This window comes from Halomicrobium katesii DSM 19301, from assembly GCF_000379085.1.
In the GTDB taxonomy this organism is placed as follows: Archaea; Halobacteriota; Halobacteria; order Halobacteriales; family Haloarculaceae; genus Halomicrobium; species Halomicrobium katesii.
Window position 1 is genome coordinate 57,747 of the sequence record NZ_KB905379.1, and the last position, 12,173, is coordinate 69,919.

The 12,173-nt window shown below is 66.4% G+C and carries 14 protein-coding genes; all 14 read left to right on the top strand.

From position 1 onward, the window contains the following. Nucleotides 1-13: 13 nt before the first annotated feature. Nucleotides 14-250 (top strand): sulfurtransferase TusA family protein, encoded by a 237-nt coding sequence (locus tag HALKA_RS0115820; protein WP_018258914.1) that lies wholly within the window; start codon nt 14-16, stop codon nt 248-250. Continuing rightward, a complete protein-coding gene (locus HALKA_RS0115825; protein WP_018258915.1) occupies nt 247-1,392 on the top strand; it encodes an NAD(P)/FAD-dependent oxidoreductase in 1,146 nt (381 codons plus the stop codon). The genes HALKA_RS0115820 and HALKA_RS0115825 overlap by 4 nt, the downstream gene beginning before the upstream one ends. Nucleotides 1,393-1,394: 2 nt before the next feature. Beyond that, nucleotides 1,395-2,021: a helical membrane plugin domain-containing protein gene (locus tag HALKA_RS0115830; RefSeq protein WP_018258916.1), complete on the top strand. Its 627-nt coding sequence runs from the start codon at nt 1,395-1,397 to the stop codon at nt 2,019-2,021. Nucleotides 2,022-2,137: 116 nt separating this feature from the next. Then, nucleotides 2,138-2,260 (top strand): hypothetical protein, encoded by a 123-nt coding sequence (locus HALKA_RS22195; RefSeq protein WP_018258917.1) that lies wholly within the window; start codon nt 2,138-2,140, stop codon nt 2,258-2,260. Continuing rightward, a complete protein-coding gene (locus HALKA_RS0115840) occupies nt 2,257-3,375 on the top strand; it encodes an aminotransferase class V-fold PLP-dependent enzyme (RefSeq protein WP_018258918.1) in 1,119 nt (372 codons plus the stop codon). The genes HALKA_RS22195 and HALKA_RS0115840 overlap by 4 nt, the downstream gene beginning before the upstream one ends. A gap of 350 nt (nt 3,376-3,725) precedes the next feature. After that, nucleotides 3,726-4,130, top strand: a complete 405-nt coding sequence (locus HALKA_RS0115845) for a helix-turn-helix domain-containing protein (RefSeq protein ID WP_018258919.1) — start codon at nt 3,726-3,728, stop codon at nt 4,128-4,130. A gap of 287 nt (nt 4,131-4,417) precedes the next feature. Continuing rightward, nucleotides 4,418-4,771: a thioredoxin gene (gene trxA, locus HALKA_RS0115850; protein WP_018258920.1), complete on the top strand. Its 354-nt coding sequence runs from the start codon at nt 4,418-4,420 to the stop codon at nt 4,769-4,771. Between the two features lie 91 nt (nt 4,772-4,862). Further along, entirely contained in the window at nt 4,863-5,639 is a 777-nt protein-coding gene (gene proC / locus HALKA_RS0115855; protein ID WP_080505851.1) for a pyrroline-5-carboxylate reductase, read from the top strand. Continuing rightward, nucleotides 5,632-6,480, top strand: a complete 849-nt coding sequence (gene proB / locus HALKA_RS0115860) for a glutamate 5-kinase (protein ID WP_018258922.1) — start codon at nt 5,632-5,634, stop codon at nt 6,478-6,480. The genes proC and proB overlap by 8 nt, the downstream gene beginning before the upstream one ends. Continuing rightward, nucleotides 6,473-7,804, top strand: coding sequence for a glutamate-5-semialdehyde dehydrogenase (locus HALKA_RS0115865; protein ID WP_018258923.1), 1,332 nt, complete (start codon nt 6,473-6,475; stop codon nt 7,802-7,804). Before proB ends, HALKA_RS0115865 begins: the two co-directional genes overlap by 8 nt. 165 nt (nt 7,805-7,969) lie before the next feature. Then, nucleotides 7,970-9,115 carry an extracellular solute-binding protein gene (locus HALKA_RS0115870; protein WP_018258924.1) on the top strand — a complete coding sequence of 382 codons (1,146 nt, stop codon included), beginning with the start codon at nt 7,970-7,972 and terminating at the stop codon, nt 9,113-9,115. Nucleotides 9,116-9,128: 13 nt separating this feature from the next. Continuing rightward, nucleotides 9,129-10,031 (top strand): ABC transporter permease, encoded by a 903-nt coding sequence (locus HALKA_RS0115875; RefSeq protein ID WP_018258925.1) that lies wholly within the window; start codon nt 9,129-9,131, stop codon nt 10,029-10,031. After that, the gene (locus HALKA_RS0115880; protein ID WP_018258926.1) at nt 10,028-10,846 is read left to right on the top strand and encodes an ABC transporter permease; all 819 of its coding nucleotides are present in this window, start codon (nt 10,028-10,030) and stop codon (nt 10,844-10,846) included. Before HALKA_RS0115875 ends, HALKA_RS0115880 begins: the two co-directional genes overlap by 4 nt. Nucleotides 10,847-10,877: 31 nt before the next feature. After that, the gene (locus HALKA_RS0115885; protein ID WP_018258927.1) at nt 10,878-11,903 is read left to right on the top strand and encodes an ABC transporter ATP-binding protein; all 1,026 of its coding nucleotides are present in this window, start codon (nt 10,878-10,880) and stop codon (nt 11,901-11,903) included. Nucleotides 11,904-12,173: the final 270 nt, after the last annotated feature.

The window sequence follows — 12,173 nt, forward strand, 5'->3', positions numbered from 1 at the left end:
CTGTGAGCGATCTATGACCGACATCGAACCCGACGAAACCGTCGACGCCAGAGGCGCAGCCTGCCCCGGCCCACTGATGGACCTCATCGGAGCCATTCGGAGCGCCGACTCCGGCGAGGTGATCCGCCTGCTGAGCGACAACGAGCAGTCACTGTCCGACGTTCCCGAGTGGGCCGAGGAAGCCGGCAACGAACTGCGCGCCGTCGAAGAGCTCGACGACCACCGCGAGTTCTACGTGGAGAAAGCATGACCGAGCACGTCGTCATCGTCGGCGGCGGGACCGGTGGGTCCGTCCTCGCGAACGATCTCGCTGACCGACTCGAACCCGAACTCGACGCTGGAGACGTGCGGATCACACTGATCAACGACGACGCCGACCACGTCTACAAGCCGGTCTGGCTGTACGTGCCGTTCGGCCAGCGCGAGCCCGACAACGGCCGGCGGCCGCTCGAAGACCTCGTCGACGATCGGGTCGACATCCGGATCGATCGCGTGACCGAGATCGACACCGACGCCAAGCGCCTGGAGAGCATGGAGGGCAACGACGTCATCGAATACGATTACCTCGTGCTGGCGACCGGATCGACGCTCGTACCGGAGGAGATTCCGGGCCTCGTCGACGGCGGCCACGACTACTACAGCGAGTCCGGCGCGGTCGACCTGCGCGACGAACTGCTGTCTCTGACCGAGGGCAGGCTCGTGTTGAGCGTCATCGGGACGCCCCACATGTGCCCGGCGGCACCGCTGGAGTTCGTCTTCATGGCCGACGACTGGCTCCGCGAGCGCGGCCTCCGCGAGGAGATCGATATCACCTACACGTACCCGATCCAGCGCGTCCACGGCAATCCCCACATCGCCGAGTGGGCCCGTCCGATCATGGAGGAACGGGACATCCAAGTGGAGACGTTCTTCAACGCCGAGGCGGTCGACCCCGAGGCCGAGACCATCACGTCCATGGAGGGGACCGAACTCGACTACGACCTCCTCGTGACGATCCCGCCCCACGCCGGCGTCGACCTGATCGCGGCGGCGGGCCTCGGCGACGACGGCTGGGTCGACGTGGACAAGCACACGCTGGAAGCCGAGGCCGCCGAGAACGTCTACGCGCTCGGCGACACCGCCGACACCGGCGTCCCGAACGCGGGCAGCGTCGCCCACTACCAGGCCGGCGTCGTCGGCCAGCGCCTCGCCAGCGAGATCCGCGATCGGCCGGCGACGGCGACCTACGATGGCAAGACGCTGTGCTTCATCGAGACGGGGATGGACGCGGCGTCGTTCGTCGAGTTCGACTACGAGACGCCGCCGTCGCCCGCACCGCCCTCGGAGAAACTCCACTGGTCGAAGCTAGCGTACAACGAGACGTACTGGCTGACTGCACGGGGGTTGCTCTGACGATGTCCGGGGAGCGCGCCGCTGAGCAACCCGAGCTCGAAGCAGCGATCGAACAGAACCCCGAAGCCGTCGCCGAGTTCGTGGAACACCTCGACGCCGTCAACGAGCTACTGGACGTGCTCTCGCTGGGCGAGAGCGCGCTCGACGACGAAATGGTCCGCGAGCTCTCGGCCACGGGGTCGACCCTCGCCGAGTCCGCAGACGGGCTCGCGACCGACGAGACCGTCGCGCTGGCCGAGACAGTCGGGGAGAACGGCGACGAGCTACAGGACGCACTCGACACCCTGCTCGCACTGCAAGAGAGCGGAACGCTCGACGAATTGGCCGAACTCGCGGAAGTAGGCTCGCTGGCGACCGCGGCGCTCGACGACGAGATGGTCAGATCGCTGGCCGGCACCGGCGCTGGACTCGGCGAGGTCGCGCAGACGGCCACGGACGACGATACTCGTGACGGAATCGAGACGCTACTTGACAGTGTCGGGAAAGCGGAGCAGGAACCGGCTGACCGCGTCGGTCTCCTCGGATTGCTTCGCAGACTGCGCGAGCCGGACGTGCAGTACGGGCTGGGCTACCTGCTGGCACTGCTGGGCGCGATCGGACGCGAGCGCCCGTCCGGAGAGTCCCGCTAATGGCACCGGCAGGTTCGACACTGCCGCTCGTTTTCGACGGCGGGTCCGGACCCGAGTCAAATTGTATTGTGTGTTTTACCCAAGACTATTAAACCGACGGCCCGTAGTATCTGCCAATGGCAACACAGATGCCGAAGAGAGACGGCGTCGTTTCACTCGACGGCGACATCGAGGCCGCCGAGCGACACTCCGAAGCTGCGATCGAGTTCGGAGCCAGGGGATCCGCCCAGAAGAGATGAATCCCAGAGAACTTCGCGCCGACACGCCCGCCCTGCACGAGGACATCTACCTGAACTTCGGCGCTCACGGACCGAGCCCACGGTACGTCGTCGAAGCGGCCGACGAGTTCGTCCGGAGACACGAGTACGAGACGAGCGCTCGAAACGATCCGTACGACGTGGCGTTCGACGCGTACGACCGGACCCGAGAACGGGTCGCTGACTTCGTCGGTGCAGCGCCCCCCGAGATCGCGCTCACGGAGAGTACGACTGCCGGCATCAACGCCGTCGCGAACGCGATCGACTGGCAGCCCGGTGACGTGGTCGTTCGGACCGATCTCGAACATCCGGCCGGGACGCTCCCGTGGCAACGGCTGGAACGAGACGGCGTCGAGGTTCGCGTCGTCGAGACCGCGGACGGACGGGTCGACCGCGACGCCTTCGCCGCGGCCGTCGACGGGGCGCGGCTCGCGTGTTTCAGTGCCGTGACGTGGACGCACGGCACTCGCCTGCCCGTCGCGGACCTCGTCGAGATCACCCACGAGGCCGGCGCGTTCGCGCTCGTCGACGCCGTACAGGTGCCGGGTCAGCTCCCGATGAACGTCGCCCAGTGGGGCGCAGACGCCGTCGCGGCGGCCGGCCACAAGTGGCTGCTTGGGCTGTGGGGCGGTGGTTTCCTCTACGTCGACCGGGCGTCCGCAGAATCGCTCAGGCCCGCGACAGTCGGCTACCGAAGCGTCGAGACACCGACGGCAGATCCATACGAGTTCGTACCCGGTGCGGGCCGATTCGAGGTCGGCTCGTCGAATCCCGCGCCACACGTCGCGCTGGCCGAGGCGATCGACGTGATCGAGGAGGTCGGCGTCGACCGCATCGCGAACCAGATTCAGGAGTTGGCCGAGCAGTTGACCGACGGCGTCCCGAACGAACGACTCCACAGTCCGGTGGAGCCGGAGTCGGGACTCGTCACGATCGGCGTCGACGACCCCGAGGCGACGGTCGATCGCCTCGCCTCGCGAGGGATCGTCGTTCGCGCTCTGCCGACACCGAACGCAGTCCGCGCGTCGGTCCACGCGGTCAACACCCGCAGCGAGATCGACAGCCTGCTCGACGCGCTCGAACCGGAGTGGACCTGACGACTGTCGCGGTTTCTCGGTGATCGTCTCCCCCGCAGCGGCGATCGCCTGGATGCGTCGACGAGCCGAGACTGTCGGCCGTCGTGCGGACTGGCGGGACCCGTCCGTCGAGTGATAGCTCGCGAAAGAGACAACATCGACGGCCACACGAGCCACAGTGTCCGCCACTGATACGGAAAGTTGTAGGTCTTTACCAGACCGATCGCACTCTGTCGTGCGGTCGACTAGGTAAACGCCTACAACTGTCCGTATGACTCGCGTCGTCGATCTGCCAGCAGGAGTTCGTGCGGCATTGTGAGATTCGCACACAAGTCTTTTAACGCGGTAGACCGTACGTTCACTCGATACCGATGCCAGATTCGATGTCTGAACAGCTTCAGCGGGACATGGAGTGTGAGGGGCTTCTGGAGTGTTTCCACGGACTCAAACAGCTCGATCGAGAGGTCTTTCAGGCGCTCGTCGACACCGAGGACGCGCTCACCGTCGACGAGATCGCAGACGCCGTCGACCGTGAGCGCTCGACCGCGTACCGGGCCGTACAGCGGCTCCTCCAGGCCGGATTCATCCAGAAAGAACAGGTCAACTACGACCAGGGAGGGTACTACCACGTCTACAGACCGACCGACCCCGCGAACATCGCGGACGACATGCAGCGGCTCCTCAACGACTGGTACGCGAAGATGGGCCAGCTCATTCAGGAGTTCGAGACGAAGTACGAGGATCGCGACGCGACAGCGCCGTCGGTCGAGGGCTGAGCCCCCAGTTCGACGGACCACTGATAGGCTTGTCGTCGATCGTTCCCGGAGCGGCCCCACGCCGTCGTGCGGTCGGCCGGGCGAACGGCGACAATAATCCGTACGAAGCCCCCACGCGACGCCCCTCCCGCTGAGACCGGCCGCTGTGGATTTTCACCGTCTTCGTGCTCCCGAGTCGCACGTGCCGTAGGTAGTGCGATAGCCCGTCGTCGGCCGGCTCGTGCTGGGGACAGTATTGTTTAGTACGTCCAAAACTCTTAACTACGAGAGGCACCTACGGTTGAGTGATGACAACCGATATCGAAGCCGGAGCAGGTACGCCCACGGAGCCAGTCCACGTCGACGGCCAGTCCGAGCTGGACGACGCGGTCGCCGACTACGAGGTCGTTCTGGCAGACTTCTACGCCGACTGGTGTGGCCCCTGCCAGATGCTCGAACCGATCGTCGAGACACTGGCAGCCGAGACAGACGCCGCCGTGGCGAAAGTCGACGTCGACGAGAACCAGCAGCTCGCGACGGCCTACGGCGTCCGTGGCGTGCCCACGCTCGTCCTCTTTACCGACGGCGAGCAGGTCGAGGAGATCGTCGGCGTCCAGGGCGAAGACGAGTTGCGCTCGCTCGTCGAGCAGTACACCGCGTGAGGTCGGGTAGCGTGTGGTCGAGCGGGCAGCGTCGCGCTGCTCGGATGAAGCCGTAGTTGGTATGTACCTCAGTCTCCCCTGTGAAGATAGGATGACACACGTGAGCGTTATCGGCTGTGGCAACATGGGTGGGGCCTTCGTGAAGGGGCTCGCCCAGACCGGAGCCTACGAAGTGACAGCGATCGACCTCGATCCCGAGGCGCTGGCGTCAGTCGCCGACGACGCCGACGAGACGACCGACGACATCGACGCGGCCCGGGAGGCAGAGATCGTCGTGTTGGCAGTCAAACCGAAGGCGGTCTCGGCAGTCCTCGCTGATCTCGATCTCCGACCGGACCAGTCGCTTCTCACCATCGCGGCGGGCGTCTCGCGGTCGTTCGTCGCGGGCGAGACCGACGCGACCGTCGTCCGGATCATGCCGAACCTGGCGGCCGAGACCGGCGACATGGCCGCGGCGGCCACCCGAGCGGGGATCGACGACGACGTGCGGGAACTGCTGGACGCGGTCGGCGAGTTCGTCGAGATCGACGAGGAGCTGATGGACGTGTCGACGGCGGTCAACGGCAGCGGCCCGGCCTTCGCCTTCTACCTCATCGACGCGATGAAAGAGGCCGGCATCGACGGCGGTCTCGACCCCGAGCAGGCCGAGACGCTGGCGGCCCAGACGTTCAAGGGCGCAGCCGAGACGGTCCTCCGGGACAACCGAAGCGTCTCCGAGCTCATCGACGCCGTCTGCTCGCCCAACGGGACCACCATCGAGGGGATGGAGGTCCTGTGGGACAGCGACGCCGACGCGGCGGTCATCGAGGCCGTCGAAGCCGCCGAGCAGCGGTCCAGAGAACTCGCCGAGGAGTTCGACGATGAGTGAGCAGTCGGCGATCGAAAGCGTCGGCGAGGCGACCGTCGAGCAGGCGCGCGAGCAGGCCGCCGACGCCCGGCGCGTGATCGTCAAGGCGGGGACGAACTCGCTGACCGACGACGACTCCCAGCTCGATCGCGTGAAACTCGACAAGCTGGTCAGCGACATCATGGACCTCCGGAAGCGGGGGAAAGACGTGCTGCTGGTCTCGTCTGGCGCGGTCGGTGCGGGCAAGGGGCTGATCGACGAGGAGACCGAGACCGTCGAGGAGAGCCAGGCCCTCTCGACGGTCGGACAGAGCCACCTGATGCGCCACTACACCCAGAGCTTCGACCGCTACGACCAGACGGTCGCACAGATCCTGCTGACCGAGCACGATCTGGCCAACCCCGAACGGTTCACGAACGTCCGCAACACTATCGAGACGCTGTTCGACTGGGGGATCGTGCCGATCATCAACGAGAACGACGCGATCGCGACCGAGGAGATCCAGATCGGCGACAACGACATGCTCTCGGCGTCGGTCGCCATCGGCGTCAACGCCGACCTGCTGGTGACCCTGACCGACGTTGGCGGCGTCTACACGGGCAACCCGAAAGACGACGACGACGCGGCGCTGATCGAGGCCGTCGGCGCGAACTACGACGCCGTCCAGTCGCTCGTCGACGACAGCACGACCGCCGAGTTCGGCGGCATCCAGACGAAAGTCGAGGGCGCGCGCGACGTGAGCGAACACGGCACACCGGCGATCATCGCCGGCTCGGCGGACCGCGACGTGCTGGAACGGATCGCTACTGCCAAATCGGTGGGCACGCTATTCGTCCCGATAAACGGAGCCACAGATGACTGAGTACGACACCGAATCCCAGGTGACCGATGCACAGCACGCCGCACTGCGGCTGGCGAACGTCGACGAGGCGACACGCGACGCGGCGCTTGAGTCGATCGCCGACGCCATTCGCGACCACGAGGCCGAGATCCGCGAGGCCAACGCGACCGACGTGGAGGCCGCTGAAGCCATGCTCGAACGCGGCGAGTACACCCAGGCGCTCGTCGACCGACTGAAGCTCGACGACGCGAAACTCGACAGCATCGCCGAGATGGTCGAGAGCGTCGGCCAACAGGAAGATCCCCTCGGCGAGACGCTTGCGGCCCGGGAGCTGGACGAGGACCTCGAACTGTACAAGGTCGCCGTGCCGATCGGCGTCGTCGGCACGATCTTCGAGTCGCGGCCGGACGCGCTGGTCCAGATCGCCGCCCTCGCGCTCAAGTCCGGCAACGCCGTCATCCTCAAGGGCGGCAGCGAGGCCAGCGAGTCCAACCGCGTCCTCTACGAACTCATCCGCGAGGCGACCGCCGATCTGCCCGACGGCTGGGTCCAGCTCATCGAAGCCCACGAGGAGGTCGACGCGCTGCTGGAGATGGACGACAAGGTGGACCTGCTGATGCCCCGTGGCTCCTCGGAGTTCGTCTCCTACATTCAGAACAACACCCAGATCCCCGTGCTGGGGCACACGGAAGGGATCTGTCACGTCTACGTCGACGAGGCCGCCGAGCTCGAACAGGCCGAGGAGATCGCCTTCGACGCCAAGGTCCAGTACCCGGCGGTCTGTAACGCCGTCGAGACGCTGCTGGTCGACGACAGCGTCGCAGAGACGTTCCTGCCGGCCATCGTCGAGCGCTACGAGGCGGCCGGCGTCGAACTCCGCGGTGACGAGGCGACCCGCGAGATCGTCGACGTGGGCGAGGCGACCGACGACGACTGGGACAGCGAGTACGGCGACCTCGAACTGTCGATCAAGGTCGTCTCGGACGTGTACGAGGCCGTCGAGCACGTCAACGCTCACGGCTCGAAGCACACCGAGTCGATCGTCACGGAAGACGCCGAGACCGCCGAGCTGTTCATGACCGGCATCGACGCCGCGAGCGTCTTCCACAACGCCTCGACGCGCTTTGCCGACGGCTACCGCTACGGCCTCGGCGCGGAGGTCGGCATCTCGACGGGGAAGATCCACGCTCGCGGCCCGGTCGGCCTGGCCGGGCTGACGACCTACAAGTACCACCTCGAAGGCGACGGCCAGCTCGTGGCCACCTACGCGGGCGACGACGCCAGGGCCTTCACCCACGAGGGCTTCGACGGCGAGTGGACGCCCGGCCGTCTCGCCGACGAGTAGCGGGACAGTCGATCTGACAGCGGGATCCCCTCGGCCGGCCCAGCGGCCCGGCGTCTATATATCCCTCACGCCCGGTCGGTACCACGACGTACCGTCCCCACCCGACGATCGCGGTATAGAGATGTAATATAAAACACCTTTATCGGGATTGCCGGACCACCGCGTGTGACAGATCACACACGACGCGGGTTCCTGACCGTGGCGGGCTCGGCGACGGCCGCCACGGTCGCAGGGTGTAGCGGCACCGAAGCCATCGGCGGCGGTGGCGGCGAGACCTACGAGGTCGGCCACGGGGACTACCAGACGACCGTCAGCGAGAGCGACTTCCCCTCGGACAGACTCTACATCTACGCCGTCCAGACGGGGTGGTCGAACTGGGGTGCCGTCATGGACGCCTTCGACGAGCGGTACGGCGTCGATCTGAACGACGATCAGCGCACCTCCGGCGAGGCGCTCACACACATCCGATCGAACGCCGAGAACCCTACCCACTCGGCGTACAACGGCGGCTACTCGTTCGGTATCACCGCCATGGAAGAGGGGTTCACCACGGACTACAAGCCGGCCAACTGGGACGCCGTTCCGGCGGATCTGAAGACGGACAACGGCCACCTCACCGCGACCCGGCAGATGACGACGGCGGTCACCTACCGCAAGGACATCTACGAGGAGCGCGGGCTGGGCGAGCCCGAGAGCTGGGAGGAGTTCAAACACCCCGACGCCGCCAAGGACTTCTGTGTGACCCCGCCCCACTCGGCCAACGGGCTGGCGACGGCGCTGTCGATCAACAACGCCTACGGCGGGACGATGGACGATCTGGGGCCGGTCGTCGACTACTACAATGACATCGCCGCGGAAGGCGCAGACGTGCGTCGCAACATCACCGGCGACTTCACCAGCGGCGAGGTCTCGGCGGTCGCTCAGTACGACTACACCGCCCTGGAGATGAAGTACAACCACGAGGAGGTGCCCGCGGAGAACGTCGGCGTCGCGATCCTGCCCGGCCCCGAGGGCGACGCCGGAGCGATGAACATCCCGTACGGCTACGGCATGCTCGACGGCGCACCGAATCCGGAGACGGCGAAGCTGTTCATGGACTTCGTTCTCTCACTGGAGGGCCAGCGGCTGTTCTTCGACGCGTTCGTCCGCCCGATCCGGGCCGGCGAGCTGGAGATGCCCGACGAGTTCCCCGACCAGACGACCTACGAGGCGGCGGAGTTCACCGTCGACCAGCTGGATCTCGTCGAGCGACAGGAGCCCATCATCGATCAGGTGACCTCGGAGTCGGACATCCCCGGCATCCAGGGGTAACTCGGGAGCAGCCATGAGCACCACCACCTGGTTCGAACTGTCGGCTGCCAGAGACACCCTCACACCCGAGACCGAGCGCGACCGGCGACGGCGACGCATCCTCGTCCTGTGTGCGCCCTTCCTCGTCCTGGCCGCGGTGGCCGCATTCGTCCCGCTGGCGACGATGATCCGGATGAGTGTCTCCGCAGACCGGTTCGCGAACGTCGGGTTCTCGGTGTCGGCCTGGCGGACGCTGGCGACGGACCCGCTGTATCGACGGGTCGCCGTGAACACGCTCTGGTTCGCTGCGGCGACGAGCGCCGTCAGCGTCACGCTGGGCGTCGCAGTGTCACACGCGTTCGCGAAGTACTCGCTGCCCTTCGAACGCGTACTCGTCTCGGTGGTCTCGTTCCCCATCGCGCTCCCCGGGATCGTCGTCGCGTTCATGGTCGTCGCCCTGCTGGGCCGACAGGGACTGGTGACGAACGCGGTCGCGTTCTTCAGCGGTCAGGGGCCGATCGACCTGGCGACCGCGACGACCGTGACGGGGCTGTTCGTGGGGTACGTCTACTCGCTGCTCCCGCGAGCGACGATGGTCCTGCGCGGGACCTACGCCGAGGTCAACACCGACGCCGAGCAGGCGGCCAGAGCGCTCGGTGCCGATCCGCTTCGGACGTTCTACTACGTCACGCTGCCCGAGATCCGTCCCGGGATCGTCGCCGCGTCGTTGCTCACGTTCCGGACGGCACTGGCGATCTTCGGCACGGTCCTGGTCTTGCAGGGGTTGAACGTCGCGACGCTCCAGATCAGTCAGGTGCTCTCGGTCGGCTACGAGAGCCAGATCGCCGCCAGCATCGGGCTGGTGTACTTCGCGTTCATCCTCGCGGTCACGTTCGTCGGCCTGCGCTACACCGAAGCGGACGTGATCCGCCGATGACGACGCTCCGGACGCCCCAGTCGCTCGGGAAGGCCGCGATCACGCTGGTGACGGGACTCGTCCTCGCGGTACTCGTGGTCCCGATCGCGGTGACGTTCGTCTCCTCGTTCGCACAGTCGGCCACCGGTGTCGTTCCCACCGGCTTCGTCACCGCCGAACACTGGCGGACGGCACTCGGCCTGACCGACGTGGGCGCGCGCAGAGGGATCGGCTCCGGCCTGTGGTTCAGCGTCCTCCTGGCGACCGGCGGGATGTTCGTCAACCTCGTCGTCGGCGTGCCGATCGCCTACGCGCTGACCCGCTACGAGTTCCGGGGCCGAGAGTGGCTGAACACGCTCGCGGTCCTGCCGCTCGTGCCGGGGATCATCCTCGGGATCGCGTTCCTGCGAACCTATCCCGACAACGCCGGGACGGCCTTCGGACTCGTCGTCGGCTACGCGCTGCTGAAGTCGCCGTACATGGTGTTGACCGTCCAGAGCGCGTTCCAGTCGATGGATCTCCGCCGACTCGAAGAGAGCGCCCGCTCGCTCGGAGCGTCGTGGCCCCGAACGTTCGTCACCGTCATCGTCCCCAACGCCAGGGGCGGGATCCTCGCGGGCTCGATCATCACGTGGACGCTGGCCGCCGCGGAGTTCAACTTCACCTACATGGTGTACACCCGCGGCCCACGGCCCTTCTCGCTGTTTCTCTACGAGAACATCAGTCGCGCTCCGTTCCTGCAGTCGGCGGCGGCCATCTCGATCTACTTCTGTCTCGTCGTCGCCGCCATCCTCGTGCTACAGACCGTCGGCCGACACGGATTCACTACGACATGAACGCTCGAACGGACACTCACGAGACAGACGCATGGTAACTGTTGAACTCGACGACATCCGGAAGACGTACGGAGACGAAACTGCAGTCGAGGCGCTCGACCTGACTGTCGCCGACGGCGAGATCCTCGGCGTCGTCGGCCCCTCGGGCTGTGGCAAGACGACGACGCTGCGGACGATCGCCGGCTTCGAGACGCCGACGGCCGGTCGGGTCCGGTTCGCCGACGAGGACGTGACCCACGTCTCACCAGAGCGGCGAAACGTCGGGCTCGTGTTCCAGTCGTACGCGCTGTTCGACAACATGAGCGTCCTCGCGAACGTGGCGTTCGGCCCGAAGATGCAAGGCGTCGAGAAGGCCGAGCGACGGGACCGCGCCGTGGAGCTGCTGGAGCTGCTCGACATCGCCGAACTCGCCGACAGAGCGCCCGAGACCCTCTCCGGCGGGCAACAACAGCGGGTCGGGCTGGCGCGTGCGCTCGCGATCGAGCCGAACATCCTCCTGCTGGACGAGCCCATGACGGGGCTGGACGCCAAGCTCAAGGATCGGCTCCGGCGCGAGATCGGGAGCCTGCTCGACGAACTGGGCGTCACCGCGCTGTACGTGACCCACGACCAGGAGGAGGCGATGGCGATGTGTGACCGGATCGCGGTGCTGAACGACGGCCGCCTGGAACAGGTCGGAACGCCTCGCGAGATCTACGAGTCGCCCGCAAACGAGTTCGTCGCCGGATTCGTCGGCTCGGCGAACCTGCTCGACGCACAGCTCGACGACGGCACGGTCGATCTGGGGTTTACGCGGCTGCACGCGGTCACGGACGACACGAGCGGGGACGCGACGGTCGTGGTCCGACCCGACGACATCGCGGTCGGCAGCGGTTCGATCCCGGTGACGATCCGGGAGTACCAGTACCTCGGTGAGACGACCAGCGCCGTCGGCGAGTTGCCCGACGGACAGCAGTTGCGCTTGCGCCTGAACGGCACCGCCGAGGAGACGACCGTCGGGACCACGGTTTCGGTCGCGATCGACCCCGACGGCGTCGCCGTCGTCGACACCGCCTGATACGGAAAGTTGTCTTGCGTACCGGTGACCGTCTCTCCCGTGGCGACGGTCACCGGTACATTGCTACAACCGTCCGTATGACTGTGCGCGGACAGGCACGTCAGGGCAGGTCGATCGCGAGGAAGTTCACGAGCCGGTCCAGCCACTCGATTGTTCCGTCTTCGGTCTCGGAGTCTTCCTCGTCTCGTGTCACGGGCCGAGCTACGCCGGCCCGAGGGATACGTTGTGCTGTCGTGAGGCCGGAAGTCAGCGGAGCGTTACAAACTAGCT

What these genes read in the sequence shown, in the direction of transcription:
- proC (WP_080505851.1), top strand. Translation starts at nt 4,863, where the DNA reads ATGACACACGTGAGCGTTATCGGCTGTGGCAACATGGGTGGGGCCTTC.
- trxA (WP_018258920.1), top strand. Translation starts at nt 4,418, where the DNA reads ATGACAACCGATATCGAAGCCGGAGCAGGTACGCCCACGGAGCCAGTC.
- HALKA_RS0115885 (WP_018258927.1), top strand. Translation starts at nt 10,878, where the DNA reads ATGGTAACTGTTGAACTCGACGACATCCGGAAGACGTACGGAGACGAA.
- HALKA_RS22195 (WP_018258917.1), top strand. Translation starts at nt 2,138, where the DNA reads ATGGCAACACAGATGCCGAAGAGAGACGGCGTCGTTTCACTCGACGGC.
- HALKA_RS0115845 (WP_018258919.1), top strand. Translation starts at nt 3,726, where the DNA reads ATGCCAGATTCGATGTCTGAACAGCTTCAGCGGGACATGGAGTGTGAG.
- HALKA_RS0115875 (WP_018258925.1), top strand. Translation starts at nt 9,129, where the DNA reads ATGAGCACCACCACCTGGTTCGAACTGTCGGCTGCCAGAGACACCCTC.
- HALKA_RS0115830 (WP_018258916.1), top strand. Translation starts at nt 1,395, where the DNA reads ATGTCCGGGGAGCGCGCCGCTGAGCAACCCGAGCTCGAAGCAGCGATC.
- HALKA_RS0115825 (WP_018258915.1), top strand. Translation starts at nt 247, where the DNA reads ATGACCGAGCACGTCGTCATCGTCGGCGGCGGGACCGGTGGGTCCGTC.
- HALKA_RS0115840 (WP_018258918.1), top strand. Translation starts at nt 2,257, where the DNA reads ATGAATCCCAGAGAACTTCGCGCCGACACGCCCGCCCTGCACGAGGAC.
- HALKA_RS0115865 (WP_018258923.1), top strand. Translation starts at nt 6,473, where the DNA reads ATGACTGAGTACGACACCGAATCCCAGGTGACCGATGCACAGCACGCC.
- proB (WP_018258922.1), top strand. Translation starts at nt 5,632, where the DNA reads ATGAGTGAGCAGTCGGCGATCGAAAGCGTCGGCGAGGCGACCGTCGAG.
- HALKA_RS0115820 (WP_018258914.1), top strand. Translation starts at nt 14, where the DNA reads ATGACCGACATCGAACCCGACGAAACCGTCGACGCCAGAGGCGCAGCC.
- HALKA_RS0115880 (WP_018258926.1), top strand. Translation starts at nt 10,028, where the DNA reads ATGACGACGCTCCGGACGCCCCAGTCGCTCGGGAAGGCCGCGATCACG.